The organism is Anabaena sp. FACHB-595 (assembly GCF_048568275.1).
In the GTDB taxonomy this organism is placed as follows: Bacteria; Cyanobacteriota; Cyanobacteriia; order Cyanobacteriales; family Nostocaceae; genus Trichormus.
Window position 1 is genome coordinate 6,184,415 of record NZ_CP183473.1, and the last position, 17,632, is coordinate 6,202,046.

13 protein-coding genes are annotated in these 17,632 nt (G+C 41.3%); 7 read left to right on the forward strand and 6 right to left on the reverse strand.

The window, feature by feature from the left end; translation table 11 throughout:
- The first annotated feature begins 5 nt into the window (after positions 1-5).
- Complete coding sequence (locus ACN222_RS25890) at positions 6-473, forward strand: PepSY-like domain-containing protein (protein ID WP_010999314.1); 468 nt, start codon at positions 6-8, stop codon at positions 471-473.
- Between the two features lie 262 nt (positions 474-735).
- Here ACN222_RS25890 and ACN222_RS25895 read toward each other — a convergent pair whose 3' ends face one another.
- The 6 genes from ACN222_RS25895 to ACN222_RS25920 form a co-directional block, all read right to left on the reverse strand.
- Positions 736-2,262: an iron uptake porin gene (locus ACN222_RS25895; RefSeq protein WP_010999315.1), complete on the reverse strand. Its 1,527-nt coding sequence runs from the start codon at positions 2,260-2,262 to the stop codon at positions 736-738.
- Positions 2,263-2,502: 240 nt separating this feature from the next.
- Complete coding sequence (locus ACN222_RS25900; protein WP_010999316.1) at positions 2,503-3,504, reverse strand: phosphotransferase family protein; 1,002 nt, start codon at positions 3,502-3,504, stop codon at positions 2,503-2,505.
- 33 nt (positions 3,505-3,537) lie between these two features.
- The gene (locus tag ACN222_RS25905) at positions 3,538-5,340 is read right to left on the reverse strand and encodes an ABC transporter ATP-binding protein (protein ID WP_010999317.1); all 1,803 of its coding nucleotides are present in this window, start codon (positions 5,338-5,340) and stop codon (positions 3,538-3,540) included.
- The gene (locus tag ACN222_RS25910; RefSeq protein WP_010999318.1) at positions 5,341-6,501 is read right to left on the reverse strand and encodes a glycosyltransferase family 4 protein; all 1,161 of its coding nucleotides are present in this window, start codon (positions 6,499-6,501) and stop codon (positions 5,341-5,343) included. It lies immediately after the preceding gene.
- A 180-nt stretch (positions 6,502-6,681) separates the two neighbouring features.
- Positions 6,682-7,944, reverse strand: a complete 1,263-nt coding sequence (locus ACN222_RS25915) for a glycosyltransferase (RefSeq protein WP_044522546.1) — start codon at positions 7,942-7,944, stop codon at positions 6,682-6,684.
- A gap of 34 nt (positions 7,945-7,978) precedes the next feature.
- The gene (locus ACN222_RS25920; protein ID WP_010999320.1) at positions 7,979-9,250 is read right to left on the reverse strand and encodes a glycosyltransferase family protein; all 1,272 of its coding nucleotides are present in this window, start codon (positions 9,248-9,250) and stop codon (positions 7,979-7,981) included.
- A 658-nt stretch (positions 9,251-9,908) separates the two neighbouring features.
- Here ACN222_RS25920 and ACN222_RS25925 point away from each other — a divergent pair.
- The 6 genes from ACN222_RS25925 (at position 9,909) to ACN222_RS25950 (ending at position 17,520) form a co-directional block, all read left to right on the forward strand.
- A complete protein-coding gene (locus ACN222_RS25925; protein ID WP_010999321.1) occupies positions 9,909-11,129 on the forward strand; it encodes a glycosyltransferase family protein in 1,221 nt (406 codons plus the stop codon).
- Complete coding sequence (locus ACN222_RS25930) at positions 11,107-12,258, forward strand: glycosyltransferase family protein (RefSeq protein WP_231865497.1); 1,152 nt, start codon at positions 11,107-11,109, stop codon at positions 12,256-12,258. The genes ACN222_RS25925 and ACN222_RS25930 overlap by 23 nt, the downstream gene beginning before the upstream one ends.
- A gap of 90 nt (positions 12,259-12,348) precedes the next feature.
- Positions 12,349-14,196, forward strand: coding sequence for an ABC transporter ATP-binding protein (locus ACN222_RS25935; protein ID WP_010999323.1), 1,848 nt, complete (start codon positions 12,349-12,351; stop codon positions 14,194-14,196).
- Positions 14,180-14,932, forward strand: coding sequence for a histidine phosphatase family protein (locus ACN222_RS25940; RefSeq protein ID WP_049942516.1), 753 nt, complete (start codon positions 14,180-14,182; stop codon positions 14,930-14,932). The genes ACN222_RS25935 and ACN222_RS25940 overlap by 17 nt, the downstream gene beginning before the upstream one ends.
- On the forward strand, positions 14,929-16,221 hold the full coding sequence (locus ACN222_RS25945; RefSeq protein ID WP_010999325.1) for a colanic acid biosynthesis glycosyltransferase WcaL: 1,293 nt from the start codon (positions 14,929-14,931) through the stop codon (positions 16,219-16,221). The genes ACN222_RS25940 and ACN222_RS25945 overlap by 4 nt, the downstream gene beginning before the upstream one ends.
- 9 nt (positions 16,222-16,230) lie before the next feature.
- Positions 16,231-17,520 carry a glycosyltransferase gene (locus tag ACN222_RS25950; RefSeq protein WP_010999326.1) on the forward strand — a complete coding sequence of 430 codons (1,290 nt, stop codon included), beginning with the start codon at positions 16,231-16,233 and terminating at the stop codon, positions 17,518-17,520.
- Positions 17,521-17,632: the final 112 nt, after the last annotated feature.

The window sequence follows — 17,632 nt, forward strand, 5'->3', positions numbered from 1 at the left end:
AATAGGTGAAAAGTATACCAATTGCATCAATCTTGTTTGTGGTTAGTGGTGCATATCTAATAGCATTGTTATTGGCTTGTTATCATCCCCCCAATCAGAAACAAAGTGTCATAGTTCCCCCCTCCGTTAAAGCAGCTTTCCAAGCTAAATATCCTGATATTCCTCATACCTGGCAAAGACATGATTACGGTTATGAGGCAGTTTTTACTCAAAATAATATTCAATATGAGGCGGAATTTTCAGATAGCGGGGAATGGCTAGAGACTGAATACTATGTGACAGAAAAAGATTTCCCTCCTATTGTATTAAAACGTATCAATCAAGAACGTCCTGGATATATCATCACAAAATATGAAATTGAAATTACGCCTAATGGTATGTTTTATGAGGTAGATATTACTGACGGAGAACTTGAGGAAGAATTATATCTTGATAGTCAGGGGAACCTGCAAACTGATTTATATGAGGATTAATGGGAGTGATGAGTGATCTATCTCGACTCCCCGGACTTCTTCTACTTACCGATACTTATACCAAATTAATATGAAGCTGTATAGAATAGTTGAACGCAGATGCACGCAGCGAAAAGTTCTGTAGGAGGGTTTCCCTCCGTAGGAACGCCACTTTGCACAACGGGGGGAACCCCCGCAAGCAAGTGGCTCAACTTTTCAAGACAGATAAACGCGGATAAATCAACAGATTTTCTATTATGTGCAACCTCATATAAAATTGCTATTAGAAGGTAAAAGTTGTTCGAACTGTGCCAATATAAATTTTGTCGTTATTATTATTATGCTCTGGGTTGGTGATCAGAAATAACCCCGGAGTTATCGCCAGATTATCTGTAATTTGCAGGTGATAAAAAGCTTCTAAATGTAAAGATGTATCCTGATCTTCAAAGGCATCACCAAAACTATTATGAGTTATTTTAGGCGGTTGACCTACCACAAAGCCCGCAAAGCTATTTTCTTTACCAATATCGTTGAGAGTTAGTAGTAACGCCCATGTGGAAATAGTAGCATTTGGAGTTGCGGGTAAGTCTTCTGCTGTTGCATGAATTAAACCAACTCGTCCACCGAGAGTAATAGTTGGGTTAATTTGCCAAGAAGCTTCTGCACCAAAGGAATTAGCTGTAATTGCATCTGCTTGATTATTAAAGGGGTTGTTGGTTAATTCGCTGCCAGTGCCGGTATTTACATTATTGTAAGAGTGGATATAGGTGACGCTAAGTGCTGTATTTTTGGTGGGTTCAAGGGTGAATTGAGCGATCGCGCCATAGGGACTAGCAAAAATACCCTTCTCTGGATTAGCTGCATTGTTGGTGACGTATCCTAATGAAAAATTGAGAGAATCATTGAAATTATGAGAAATCCCGATACCTGCACCGCCACCTTGTCGGCGAATCGGATTTTCTCGCCCAAATGTGGAAATTGAACCGTCTCCACTACCACTAAAAAGAGGATTGACACTAGGAACAAAATCCCCTAATCCTCCTCCCAAAGCGTACAAAGTGACGCGAGTTTGTTTACCCAGACGGAATCTATAATCTAACTCATCTACTTCCACCTCATTGTCATCGTCACCATCAAAGCCCAAATTAGCCATTTTAGTGCCGGTAACATCTGCTAATTCTGGTGTGTTGCGTCCTTGTAGACGGATTTGTAATTTGTCCTCACCAGTAAAACTTGCTTCTAAGCTGAGACGGAGGCGATCGCTCAAAACAAAATTATCATTGATTGGCTTAGTTCTACTGTTGGCTTTTTTCCCGCCAGCAACTCCAGTTACAGCAAAGATAACTTCTCCCGCTAACTCAACTTGGGGCGAAAACTGTTGTGTTTCTAATGTAGCTACCTTTTGTTCTAATAAATCGACGCGGTTGTGAAAAGTTGCTAATTCCGCAGAAAATTCTGTTTGTAGTTTTTGGATTGTAGTTAATGTTTCTCGATTAAAATTTTCAAAGTTACTATTATTTATCTTGAGAATACAAGCATTTAATTTAGTGGCAAATTCATATCTAGTCATGGTTTGATTGTCAGTAGTCTCCTGACTAACACAATCATATTGCTCAGTTAATGCTTGTAGTGCCTGAAATGCCCAACTATCATGGGTAATATCCGCTAATTGAGAAACTGATATAATTTTATTTAATTTACTATTTTCTTCTACTGGAATATTTGTTGCACTAACTTTAGCTATGCTACTCAAAACAAATAAAATGATTAGACTAATCAGGCGTATTTCCTGACCAAAAATTGAACCCATTAATTATATCTCCTGAAAATTAAACGCAGAGGGGCGCAGAGGAAAACGCAGAGGGGCGCGGAGGTTGCCCAATTTTATTAGACCTCTTGCAAAAGTTATAATTACAGCGTCCTTCTTTGCGTCTTTGCGCCTACCGCAAGCGGAACGCCAAGGGCGAATGCGCGAAACAAAAAAATATTTATGCAAGAGGTCTATTAGTGGTGTAGTAAGTACCTCAGCAGATTAAGAAACGCTATATAATTACGAATTACGAGTTATATTGAGTTGCTGTTCGCAGAGATTTAATAATGGTTCGGTAAAAAGACGACGTTCTGGAAATAGGGTGCTGATGTGAATATGGCGGACTAAAGTTAGGGTAGTATAGGCTTGAATTGCGGGGAAAAATTCGTTACCTGTAAGCTGAAGAAATCTTTTCGTGAGAATATTTTCATACTCTTGCAATGCTTGGCTATTACCAAAATTACGTAAGCTATATTCTTGTAGATGAGCGATGAAATTACCGATATCAACTGCCGGATTACCTGCACAATATAAATCCAGATCAATCAGATACAAACGGGAATTATTAATAATCACTTGATCAGGATAAAAATCACGATGGATACCACAGGGTTTTGGTTCTGGTGTGTTTGCTCCTAAATCATCACTTGCTGCTAATATGCGTTCTAAACGTGATTGCCATTGTGGATATTGTTCCATAACTAATGGAATCCGTTCATGCAAAATTCGTAATTCATCTGACATCCTATGAGAACGACGAGGAATAATATTAGCTTGGTGCAATTTATGAGCAGCTTCAGCAATAAGTTTTGCAGGTAAAATACCGTTAGTTTGTGAAAGCAGTTGAGTAGCAGTCACCCCCTCAACCTTACGCTGTAACCACATTTGCCATTCAGGAATTATCCCTACAGGTTCAGGGACAGAAATCCCATCAGGACTATCATCACCAAATCCAGATTCCCAGAGAGATTTCTGTAACTCATAACTATGGAAATCAGTTCCCTTAGCCCTCACCTTCCCAATTAAGGTAATGATTTCCCCAGCATCATCAATCAACTCATATTCAATCAAACAACGCCGCCCCAACTTATGACGAATCACCCGGACATTCTGCACACGACAATTTTTAGCTATTACCAAACACCCCTCAAAACACTCCTCCACCCGCACCCGATCAACCACATCCGCCAAAAAAGGCATCTTCCCATCACTAAAATCCATACTCAGCGTACCTCCGCGCATACCTCCGCGCCCCTCCGCGTTAAAAAACTCTCTCTAAACCCTCAAAGAAGCCTGCACCTCATACAAAGCCGCATAACGCCCATGTTTCCGCATCAACTCCAGATGAGAACCTTGTTCAGCTATCCGCCCATTTTCCAGATAAATAATCATATCTGCGCGAGTAGCAAAATCAAGATCATGAGTAATCAAAAAAGTCGTGCGATTTGCTGACAACCTTTGCAAAGCATCAATTACAGCCTTCTCACTTTCCTTATCTAACCCCGTAGTAGGTTCATCTAAAATCAAGATAGGAGCTTGACGAATCGCCGCACGAGCGATCGCAATCCGTTGTCTTTGTCCCCCAGAAAGAGTCGAGCCTCTTTCCCCCACCAGGGTGTCATATCCTTGCGGTAAAGCTTGGATAAAATCATGAGCATGAGCTAAACGCGCCGCCTCTTCAATTTCCGCATCAGACACCCCAGCAATCCCGTAGGCAATATTTTCTTTAATACTGGCAGCAAACAAGAGACTATCTTGCAAAACTACACTAATTTGGGAACGGAATGATGCCAATGTATACTCTCGAATATCCCGCCCATCAATCATCACCCGCCCAGATGTGGGATCATAAAGCCGTAATAAAAGACTGACTAACGTCGATTTACCACCACCAGAAGTCCCTACTATCGCTACTTGCTGTCCCGATTGAATGTTTAAATTGATGTCTTCTAGTAGCACTCGTCCTGAGTTATATGCAAAGTGGACGCGATCAAAACGCACCGCACCCCGGAAAATTGGGGCGGGGAAGGCTTCAGGTGAATCACTGATATCTGGTTTCTGATTTAACACATCTAAGATACGCTCACCAGAAGCCGCCGCTTTAGCGAGTCGTCCCGTGTATTTAGCCAAGTTCTGCACTGGCTTAAAGGCGTTCTTGAGGTAGGTAAGGAATACCAGCACATCCCCAGGGGTTAAAGCATCTCGCAGAGCCAACCAAGAGCCATACCATAAAATAATTGCTGTTCCCATTGCAATCACCCCATCTACAGTACGTTCCAAGTGAGCCGCCAGCCGTTGGGTTTTGACGCTTTCTTTCAGACTACTTTGATTTTGTTGAGCAAATACTCGCGCAAAAGCATCCTGTAGGGAGAGGGCTTTGACTAATTTAATCGCCGCAATCGATTCAGCCGCCGTTGCTGCTACAGCCCCCTCTTGTTGACGTTGCTTTAATGAGGAATCTTTGATGCGCTGGCTGAGTCGGTTAGTGACTAACCAAAAGAACGGTAGTGTGATTAATGACAGCAGGGTGAGGCTACGATTCATCCAGAACATCACCCCAATCATGCCAAATAGAGAGAGAATGCTGACTACTAGCGGTAATGCTGCCGTAATCATGATTTCTTGAAGACGACTAGCATCGCTACTGACACGGATAATTAAATCACCGCTACGGGCTTTGGTGTGATAAGCCAAAGATAAATTTTGCAGATGACAATATAAACGATTCCGCACCTTCGCCATGACTCGGCTACCGACTATAGCTAATCCTACAGTACTCCCATAGGCAGCCAGGGCGCGTAAGCCTGTAATAATTAAGACTGCAACGGCTGAGAATGTCAGTAATGTGATTGGTTCTAGATTAGCTATGAGGGGAACAGTATTGAGCCTTTCGCCGCGCAGCAGAACGTAATCAAAGACAAACTTGAGTGGCCAAGGTTCTAATACTCTCAGTCCGACATCTGCAATTAAAGCGATCGCCGAAACTAAAAGTAATCCATACTGGGGACGAATATCAGGCCAGAAATAAGCCAGCACTCCCCACAAACCGGGAACAGCTGATTTTTTGGGTTTTAGCATTTATAGTTTCACCTCCACTGGTAATGGAGACGCTAGATGCAGAATTTGCCCTGCGATCGCATCCCAAGTATGATGAGCTATCACGGTTTCTCGCGCCGCTTGTCCTAAACTGTGACGCAGATTAGGCGATCGCCATAATTGTTCTAATGTGTCAGCTAAGGCGATCGCATCACCAGGAGGGCAAAGCATACCATTCACCCCCGGATCAATTAAGTCTGCCAATTGTCCAATCTGACTAACAACTACAGGTAAACCAGCCGCCATATATTCATACACCTTCAACGGCGAGAAGTAAAAATCAGATTGTGCGGCGTAGGGTGCAACAGCCACATCCATTGCAGCTAATAACTGAGGAATTTCATCAGGATTCACCGCACCAGTGAATTGAGTATGAGCATCTAGTCCCCGTGCAGCTAATTCAGCTTCCAGATTTTCCCGTTCAGGGCCATCACCAACGATCAAAAGTTTGGCATGGGGAACACGTTGATGCAGTAAACTAAAAGCTTCCGTCAGGATGGGCAATCCATGCCAAGGTTTCAGAGTACCGACAAAACCCACCGTAAAACTATCTGATTGACTTGCAGAACGCCGATGAGAAAAGCGGTGAGGATTCACACCATTAGGAATCACATGAACCTTGCTACCATCCACATAATCCAGCAAGTAACTTTTCACCGCATCGGAAACAGCAATCAATCCTGTAGCGGCGGAAAACACCCGACGCGCCACCGCTTCCGCGCCTTCACGATCAATTAAACCCCGATGCTGTGCCTGTTCGATAATCAGAGGCGAATTCACCTCCAACAAACCAGGAATTCCCCTATCTTGGGCATATTCCATCGCGCCATAACTCCAAAGAGAATAACGCTCATAAATCAAATCAAAAGAGCCAAACTTCTCCAAACTCAACCGTAAATCAGGATTCATTCCCAAAGCAACCTGCTCTCGCTGCGATCGTTCTAACTTAGGAACAGGTGGAAGTTGATGCACCACCACATCAGCCAAATCCGCCGGTAACTCTCCCCCAATCCGAGTAGCAAACAGTGTAACTTGTCCACCTTGTCCTTTTAAAGCCCGGATCACCTCCTGCACATGAATAGAGCAACCCTTCTGCCCAAAAACAGGAATCCCCGCATCAGCACAAATATAAGCAACTCTCACCCTTCACACCTCCTAAAATCAATTCAAAATACCCTACGGGAACGCCAAGGGCGAACAAAATTCAAAATTTAAGCAGCCTGATATCACAAGGGTTTGAGGACGTGTATCGATAGCATTCTTTTTTCAACTGGTATAAACCTTTGCCTTTTCCTTTGCGTCTTTGCGCGACGGACACTTTGCTCAAGTCGGGAGACCCGCCCACGCAAGTGTCCTCCTCTGCGTGAGAAATAACTCCCTCAAAACTCGCGTATTACGACAAATATCAAACTCAGACTCAATCAAACTCCTAGCCTGAGTAGACAACCTCACTCGCAAAGCTGGATCTTTCAGAAGTTTTCCAAGCGCAGTGGCTAATTCTTCCGCATCATATTGTGGGACAATCAACCCAGTTTCCCCATCACACACAACTTCAGGGATACCCGTCACCACCGTACTTACACAGGGAGTTCCCAGAGCCATCGCTTCCAGTAAAACCGTAGGTAATCCATCCCGATTACCATCTTTCCCAATCACATAAGGCGCAGCAAACACAGCCGATTGTTGTACTAATTGAAACACCTCATTTTGAGGACGAGGGCCGATAATTTCCACACAAGATTGCAATCCCAAATCTATAATTTGCCGACGCAAGGGAAACTCTAAAGAACCAGTACCCACAATTTGACACTGAAACTCATAATTTCTCTGCTTGAGAATTGCACAAGCATCAATGAGAACAGATAGCCCTTTCTTCTCAATTAACCGACCAACTGAAATAATTAATGGTGGACGTTCCGCCGGAGAAGAATATTGTAATTGTCGTAAATCTAAACCGTTATAGATGCGTTGGACTTGGTTTGCAGCTAGGTTATATGTTTTTTGCAGATATTTGACATTGTAGTTACTGACAGTCACCACACTAGCCGCATCTTTTAGCTTACGTTCCATGTCCGCAAATTCCACGCTTTCATGAAAGATATCTTTAGCGTGAGCAGTGAAAGTATAGGGAACGCCTGTAAAGTGCGATGCTAGGCGAGCTACACTAGTGGCTACAGTGCCAAAATGAGCGTGTAAATGGGTGATACCTTTGAGCTTGACTTCTCGTGCTAACCATGCGGCTTGGTAGACAGTGCTGGCTTTTTCCCCTTGAGCAAATGCCAATTTTGACCAAAAATCAGGGATAGCTTTACTGGCTTCTTGTAATTCTGCCCAGAAATAACTAGCGGCTGTTGGTGCAAGACTATTGAGGGAATCGCTCACCCGTCCTTGGAGTGGCTTGCGAATGTAAGTGACAGGTGCGCGCACTTGGGAAATAATATTTTGAAAGTGTGTGTCTGATGGTGGTCTTAAAGCGAAAATTTTTATATCTAAGCCAGCCGCTTCATGAGCTAAAATTTCATTGACGACAAAGGTTTCAGAATAGCGGGGATAACGTTTGAGGACGTAAGCGACGGACATGGGCATATTTGTTAACTGTTGACTTATGACTGTTGATTATTTAAGAAGCTTTTGCGTGTGGGGGTTCTTGATGAGCAGACATGAGGATTTCATGGACGAATTGGGGAATGCGGGTTAGTCCTTTGAGATCGACGTATTTACGGACTGGTGGTGGTTCAATGTCAAGCTTTAGCCAGTCGGTTAATGCAGCCGATGTTAATTTATCTGGGTGTAGAAAATCAATTAAGCCTAGTTTTTTTAATCGTTCAGCCCGAATTAATTGTTCTTTTCGGGGTTTGACGCGGGGTAAAATAAGCGATCGCTTACCAAATGACAACAATTCACAAGTGGTATTGTAACCACCCATTGCAATCACGCGTTCGGCTTGATGGAGTAACATTGTCGGCTCGGCTAAATATTCCAACACGCGCAAATTATCACGTTGCGCTGCATAGTTCTGGAGTTTTTGCCTGACTTCTCGCGGCATGAAGGGGCCTGTTAGGATTATACCATTCATCCCTGGTGGTAGTTCCGCATGGGCAAAGGTTTCTGCTAACTGCGCTCCGTCTTGTCCACCACCTACTAGGCATAATACTAGGCGTTCAGATGGTAGATTGAGGGATTTAAATGATTGAACGGTGTCTAAATTTAGATATTTGAGGCGGTTGCGTTGGTCAAGATAGCCTGTGTAGCGGAATTTGGCGGCGGTTTTTGGCTGGAAGTGATATTCTTTGGCTAGGTCATAGATGTTGCGATCGCCATACACCCAAACTTGATCATAATAGGTTTGAATCGCTTCTTCATTGGCTGCTCGTTTCCAATCTCGACGCACGGAAGCGGGTTCATCTAAGATATCGCGCAAACCCAGTATGCAATGGGTTCTACCTTCCCTACGCAAGTATTCTAAGGTGGGATCTAGTTCTCTGACTGCGCCCCGTGGGACATTATCCACAATCAAGATATCCGGTTTAAAGGTTTTTATCGTTGCGAGGATAACTTGCGATCGCAATGCAATAATTTCCTGCAATGATAGATCCAGTTTCCTGGCTTGATATTGCCCATCAATGTTTTTATGCAGAGATGGAAGAGTCAAACAATCTACCCCTGGTGGTGTTGGTAAATTGCTGGCATCTGGAATGCCACTAATCATTAAAATATCAGTTTGTAGGGGTGAAAATCCTAAAGTTTGGGCAATCAATAAATTACGGCGTTTGTGTCCTAAACCCATTGTGTCGTGGGAATACAACGCAATACGGCATTTGCAAGCCTCATGAGACGTGATTCTAGCCGATGTTCTGGCGATGATTCTAGAGTGGGGTAACAATTTGTTCATTTGTACTCCTGACTAATTTTTAACACGGTATCTAATCTAGTTTTTATCTAGCAATCCGCAATGATTCATGGGAACACACTACATAGATGACATTGAGGACAGTCAACTACCCTTATACATATAAAAAGTCAGCCATTAAGTAGAGATACTGAGGTACTAGTTTAACAAGTTAAAAATAGTACTAACAATAATTTATTTGCCAATCAGCTTGGGGAGCAGAAATATAACAAATCTCGATGAATTGCAAGTAGAATATTGGTAGATTTATCTCTGCCTACAAACTACTTGATTCCTGATCTTTCTGCTCTTTAAATTGGCTGGTTTCTCTACATAAGTAAATTCCTACTGAGTCGTACTTAACCTTGAATTAATGTTAGTTTAACCCGCAGTTTATGAAATCTTAATGAATAAAAGATGAGAAAATTCTTATGAAAACATCTGTGGATTTCAAATATTGCCTGTTCGTTTCATCTAAAAATATTGATATATGCCTTATCTGGGCGGTAAAAATACTTGCGTATCAGCCTAACAGCTTGATGAGAACCTTCTCATGAAAATTTCATAAGGGATTAATATAATTCAGTAATTATGTGTATTAGCAAGGAAACATCAAACAAATGTTTCTGCCATACATATCCCAACTTAATTGGTAACAATTATGCGAATGCTGGTGTATTCCCATGACGCATACGGGCTTGGTAATATCCGCAGAATGTTAGCTATTTGCGAACATTTGCTGCAAGAAATTCCTGAACTCTCAATTTTATTGCTTTCAGGTTCACCCATGTTACAGGGATTTCGCTTACCTAAAGGTCTAGATTATATCAAATTGCCTTGTTTGAATAGAGGCTCAAGTGGTGAAGTTGCGGTAAAGTATTTGGGGATGGGGGTGGAAGAGACGGTAAGATTGCGATCGCAATTGATTCTCTCTGCGGCGATTAACTTTCAACCAGACTTATTCCTGGTAGATAAGAAACCTTATGGTCTTAAAAATGAATTAGCTGACACGATTCATTATTTCCATCACAAACTTCCTCAAAGCAAGCTGGTGCTTTTACTGCGCGATATTCTCGACTCACCAGAAGTAACCATCGCTGATTGGCGCAAAAACGGCTACTATACAGCTATAGAAAGATTTTACCATCAAGTTTTAATAGTTGGAACACCAGAAGTTTTTGATCCGGTAACAGAATATCAGTTCTGTCATGTCATCAACCGCAAAACTCGTTATTGCGGCTATATGGGACGTAAACCAGGACTAAAATCACCTAAACAGATTCGAGACGAATTGCAAGTATCACCAGAGGAGAAGTTGATTTTAGTAACTCCCGGTGGCGGTGAAGATGGCTATGAATTAGTTGCTACTTATCTTGCTGCTATTAACTTATTAGCAGAAGCAAATCGCTACAAAAGTTTGATTATTTCTGGCCCCGAAATGCCTATCACTCAAAAACAACAGATTCTTGATGTAGCAGAAAAGAATCCTCAAGTGCAGGTGAGAGAATTTACAGACGATTTAATGAGTTATATCCAAGCAGCAGATACTATAGTTTCGATGGCTGGTTATAACACAGTTTGCGAGATTATATGTGCCAATAAACCTGCGGTCATCATCCCCCGTTCGCACCCATCTAAGGAGCAGTTAATTCGCGCTCAACGCATGGCTGAGTTAGATTTGTTTTCAGTAATTACTCCAGAGAATTTACAGCCATCAACATTGCAAAAAGCTCTCGTTAATCATTTACCTGTGTCTCCAGTCAAACTGAATATGGAGGGTTTGGATAAACTCAAATCTTACATTGCTTTGCTGTTAACTCAAACAAGTTGTGAACGGCTATTTAACTATGAAAAAGATCATGTTTTATTGCCAGTACCTTAGCGGTATTGGGCATTTAGTCAGAAGCACAGAAATAGTGAGGAGTTTAGTTAAGGATTTTCAGGTTTATTTCATTAATGGTGGGCCTGTAATTACCGATTTTGAAATGCCGCTACAAGTAGAGTTAATTAGATTACCTGCACTTTGGTTAGAAGATGGTAATTTTAGAGTTGAGGATACTTGTAATGATGTGGCAGCAGTTAAGGAGAAGCGAAAAAATCTCTTGATTTCTGAATTTGATAGAATTAAACCAGATTATTTAATCACTGAATTTTTTCCCTTTGGTAGACATAAGTTATTGTTTGAATTACTGCCTTTAATGGAGCATATCAAAACTACCAGTCCCAGAACGAAACTCATTTCTAGTTTACGTGATGTGATTGGTAAGGAGGGTGATACGGAAGAAACGGCAGTTATTTGCCATTTAATGAATCGTTATTTTGATCTGTTGCTATTCCATGCTGACCCTAATTTCCAAAAATTTTCTGAGAGCTTTAGTGACTATCAATATATCAAAAGCGAAGTTGTTCATACGGGATTTGTCACCCAATCCCCAACAGTTAATATCAATGATGCCCATCAATTATGGGGTGACGTAAACGTAGAAACAGCAAAAATTATAGTCAGCGTTGGTGGTGGCAGAATTGGCTATGAGCTTTTAGAAACAGCGATAGCAGCAAGCTCAATTTTAGCTCCATTAAGACCGCATATCATCAAAATATTTACTGGCCCTTTTATGCCAGAAGCACAGGTAAATCAATTAAGACAAATAGCAGGCGATCGCGGTCATATTCACATCGCTACATATACGTTACAATTGTTGGAATACATGAAAACGGCAGATATTTCTTTAAGCTTAAGTGGCTATAACACCACCATGAATATTCTGAGTACAGGTGTGCGTGCCATTGTTGTTCCCATTGGGCATGAACACCAAGATAAAGAACAGTTATTGCGGACTCAAAAATTAGAGAAACTAGGAATTGTTGATTCTATTCTTCCACAAAATTTAACAGCATCTAATTTAGCTGAAAGAATCATCATCTGTTTAAACAAAAATAGACCTGTACATCAATCTCAATTTAACCTGAATGGTGCAGAAGCCACTGCTAATTATCTCAAAACTTTTTAAAAACAAACGAAAAAGCCACAAATTTGCAGCTTGATAGAAGCTGGGGATTTAAACCCCCTAAATTTTGTTAACCAAGGAGAGAGATAATTAATGGGTCAGCGAGCCAAAGAAAAGGAATTAAAGGGTGTTATTCCGGGAATCTTGCGGATATTAGATAAATTCTTGCCTTATATTCGTCAACAAAAACTTTTAATAGCTGGTTCTTTTTTGGCACTCTTATTGGAAACTGGCTTACGTTTGCTTGAACCTTGGCCTTTAAAATATGTTTTTGATTACATCCTTATCCCTGCTCACAATAACAATACAAATCTTACTCACAGTTATGGATTGAGTCCAGTTGTATTATTAACTATCTCAACTGTGGCTATTGTAGTTATTTCTGGGGTGGGTAGCATTGCTGCATATATCAGCACCTATGGAATGTCTTTGGCTGTGGTGCGGGTGTTGTCCACAGTACGGGCTAATGTTTTTCATCATTTACAGCATCTTTCTTTATCTTTTCACCAAAAATCTAAGAGTGGGGATTTAATCACCCGTGTCACCGCCGATATTGAAAAGATGCGGACTGTAACGGTGAAAACAGCCTTACCTTTATTTACCAATACATTCTCGTTGGTGGGGATGTTGGGGATTATGTTTTGGCTAAATTGGGAACTGGCGTTAGTCGTGACGGCGATTTTCCCATTGTTATTTTTGTTGACTAGTCAGATGATTAGCCGCATTCGTAAGTTTGCCAAAAAACATCGTGATTCTGAAGGTGTTTTAGCCGCAACCACTGGCGAAACTATGGGTGCTATTAAGGTGGTACAAGTCTTATCTCTTCAGGAAATGCTACACAGCGTTTTCTCAACTCAAAATCAAAAGAGTTTAGATGAAGCCATCGAATCTCTGAGACTTTCAGCCGCACTAGAAAGGGCTGTACAAATTTTAATGGCAATTATCATTGCTGTGGTGTTGTGGCGTGGTTCTTATGTGGTGCTACACAAGGAACTTACACCAGGGGAACTGTTGGTATTTATGACATATCTGCGAAACGCTTTTGAACCGATGCGGAAACTCTCCAATCAAATCGGCCAAATCGCTAAAGCCACCGCTTCCGGTGAACGAGTAGTAGAAATTCTGGATTATGAACCCAATGTACAAGATTTACCAGGGGCAAAACCAGCCCATCCTTTCTTCGGTGCAGTGCGGTTTGAAAATGTTTTCTTTGGCTATGATACAGGGAAAGATATTTTAAAAAATATTAGCTTGACTGTGCAACCGGGACAGCAAATTGCTTTAGTAGGGGCTTCCGGTGGCGGTAAATCAACGCTTCTCAGTTTAATATTACGGCTTTATGACCCAGAAGCTGGGCGGATTTTAATCGATGGTCAAGACATCCGCGAATATACTCTCAATTCTCTACGCCAGCAAATCAGCGTGGTTTTACAAGAGAGTGTGTTATTTGCAGTTAGTGTCAGGGAAAATATCGCCTATGGGAAATTGGGCGCTACTGATAAGGAAGTGGAAAAAGCTGCACGTCTGGCTAATGCCCACGAATTTATCATGAATTTGCCCCAAGGTTACGATACTATTTTGGGCGATCGCGGTGGTACACTATCAGGAGGACAAAGACAAAGAATTGCGATCGCTCGTGCTGCAATACGACAAGCACCGATAGTCATTCTTGATGAACCCACCACAGGTTTAGATAAAAAGAGTGAATATATAGTCAATTCTGCACTCGCCAAATTAACCGAGGGGCGGACAACGTTTATTATTTCCCACAACCTCAAAGCGGTAGAAAACGCAGACATAATTCTCTACGTCGAGGGTGGAAGCATTTTAGAACAGGGTACTCACCCAGAATTGATGCGTTTGGGTGGTTACTACGCCACTTTATATCAAATACAAGGCATTGTCGAACCAGAAGGAGATATCTATGCAGTTGAGGCTTGAAGAATCTGTAGGAACTCGCGTGATTTTGTTACGCCACGGAGAGAGTACGTTTAATGCTTTGGGATTATATCAAGGTAGTAGTGATGAGTCAGTATTAACAGAAGTTGGGCGTAGGGATGCGCGAATTACAGGGGAATTTCTCCAGGGAATATGTTTTGATGCTGTTTATGTTAGTTCACTCAAGCGGGCGCAGGAAACCGCTAAGGAAATTTTAGAGGTAATTAATTTTCCCCAAAATGCAGTTTTTATCGATGAAAAATTAAGAGAAAATGATATGCCTGCTTGGGAAGGATTAGCATTTCAATATGTGCGGGAAATATTCCCTGAAGCATATCAACTTTGGAAACAGCGCCCGCATGAATTTTGGATGCAGATAGATAATAAAACACGGTTTTATCCGGCGCTGAATTTATATCAACGGGTACAACAATTTTGGCGAGAAGTACTACCAAACAACGTAGGTAAAACTGTGTTGGTAGTTGCACATGGGGGGACAAATCGGGCTTTGATTGGGACTGCTTTGGGGATAAGTCCTGAGTTTTATCATTCTCTTCAACAGTCAAATTGTGGGATTAGTATTCTTAATTTTCCTGATGGTTATTTGGCTTCGGGGCAGTTAGAGGTGATGAATTTGAATTATCATTTGGATTTTTTGAGAAATGAGAAGAAAGGCAAAATTTTTAAACGCAAAGTATCGCGGAGGTTTACGCGGAGTGACGCGGAGGTTTTACTATGAAGGTGGCTTTTATTGTTTGGCGGTTTCCGGTTTTATCTGAGGCTTTTATTCTTAACCAAATTACGGGTTTAATTGATAGGGGGCATGAAGTTTGTATTCATCCTGTGAATGGTTTACCGAAGGATTATACAGGGAAGTTACATCCGGTTGTGGAAGAATATCGGCTGATGGAACGTGTATGTTTCCCTCCTCATGTTCCTAACAATCTTATTTGGCGCTTTTTTAAAGGTGTTGGCTTATTCATTAGGAATATTCATCAGGGTTCTTGCAAAACTTGGCGATTTTTTATTCCGGGAAGATATGGCAAGGAAGTAGCTACTTTAAAAACATTCTACAGAATTGTAGGGTTACTGAAAGATGGCTCTTATGATATTATTCACTGTCAATTCGGAACTTTAGCGCCTATTGCTTTAGCCTATCGGGAAGTGGGGATAATTTCTGGTAAATTAATCACGACTTTTCGCGGGATTGATATTAGTAAATATGTCGAGGAAAATGGCATTGATGTTTATGAGCAACTCTTTCAGGAAGGGGAGTTTTTCTTGGCAAATTGTCAATTTTTTGGCGATCGCGCGATTAATTTAGGCTGCAATCCTGATAAACTGATAATTCATGGTTCTGGTTTAGATTGTAATAAGTTCACCTTCAAACCTCGCTATTTTCCTGCTGATGGGAAAGTACAAGTGGCGACCACAGGAAGATTGGTAGAAAAAAAGGGGATTGAATACGCTATTCGTGCAGTTGCTAAAGTAGCTGAACTTTACCCCAATATTGAGTATCAAGTTATCGGCGATGGCGATTTAAAGGAAGATTTAGAACAATTAATCACAGAATTGAATATTGGTCATATCGTCAAATTATTGGGATGGAAGCAGCAAAAAGAAATTGTGGAGATTCTGGAAAATACCCACATTTTTATCGCGCCTAGTGTGACGGCTGCGGATGGTAATCAAGATGCACCAGTCAACACCTTAAAAGAAGCGATGGCGATGGGTTTACCTGTGATTAGTACCAGACATGGGGGGATTCCTGAATTAGTCACAGACGGGGTTTCTGGGTTTTTAGTCCCTGAACGAGATGCAGAGGCGATCGCTCATAAGTTAACCTATCTTATAGAGCATCCAGAATTGTGGGAAGAAATGGGTAAAGCTGGACGTGGACGTGTTGCAGAAAAATACGACATGAACAAGCTAAATGATGAATTGGTGGAAATTTATCAACAAATGCTCAAGTCAGCATCACCCCAACAAGATTTGCAGCATCTACCAAAAGAATTAACCGCTATTTAACTACGAAATATGAAAGTAGCATTTTTTGTTGCCCATTTTCCTGTGCTATCTGAACCCTTCATTTTAAATCAAATTGTCGGTACGATAGAACGCGGACATGAAGTTGATATCTACTCCCTTGATGGTATTCCCCAAGATACATCTAAATTGCATCCCTTGGTCGAACAATATCACCTCATGGAACGCACAATTTACGCTCCCACTAGACCAGATAATGAGTTATGGCGTTGGATAAAAGGCTTGAGTCTACTGTTAATCAATTTTCATAAAAACCCTAGCGTCTGTCTGCAATTACTCAATACTTCGTGCTATGTTAGTCAGGCGAAATCCTTGAAAATGCTTTATCGAGCATTACCATTTTTAAAAACAAAATCTTACGATATTATCCACTGTCAATTTAGCACCTTGGGCGTGTTCGGTGTGTGGTTTCGCCAACTTGGTTTAATTGAGGGTAAATTAATTTCCACCTTCCGGGGTTCAGATATTAGTAAATTTTTACCCAAATGGGGAGAACAGGTTTATCAAGAACTATTCCAGGAAACAGACTTTTTCTTAGCTAACTGCGAATTTTTTAAAGATAAAGCCGTGGCGTTGGGATGTGATGCTGATAAAATTCATGTCCACGGTTCAGGAATTGATAGTAACAGTTTCTTTTTTCAAGAACGCTCTTATCCTCATGATGGTATTATCCGCATTGCTACTACTGGGCGTTTGGTAGAGAAAAAAGGGATTGAGTATGTAATTAAAGCTGTTGCTCAAGTCATAAAAAATTATCCCGATATTGAGTATAACATTATTGGTGATGGAGAACTGAAAACACATTTTGAAAAACTAATTTTTGAATTAAATCTTAGTCAAAATGTGAAATTATTAGGCTGGAAACAACAAAAAGAGATTGTTGATATTTTGGATAAATGTCATATTTTTGTGGCTCCTAGTGTAACTGGTAAAGATGGTAATCAAGATGCACCAGTCAACACCTTAAAAGAAGCGATGGCGATGGGTTTACCTGTGATTAGTACCAGACACGGGGGGATTCCTGAATTAGTCACAGACGGGGTTTCTGGGTTTTTAGTCCCTGAACGAGATGCAGAGGCGATCGCTCATAAGTTAACCTATCTCATAGAACATCCAGAATTGTGGAAAAAAATGGGTAAAGCTGGACGTGGACGTGTTGAAGAAAAATACGACATGAACAAGCTAAATGATGAATTGGTGGAAATTTATCAACAAATGCTCAATTCAGCATCACCCCAACAAGATTTTCAACATCTACCAAAAGAATTGACGGCTATTTAAGTAGCCCTAGCCAGATATATTAGGACATCAAGCTAAGATAAAACCCCGACAACTCAGGGCTTTCCATTCTGTCAACCGTCAACCGTCAACAGCTATAACTAATAGGAATTAT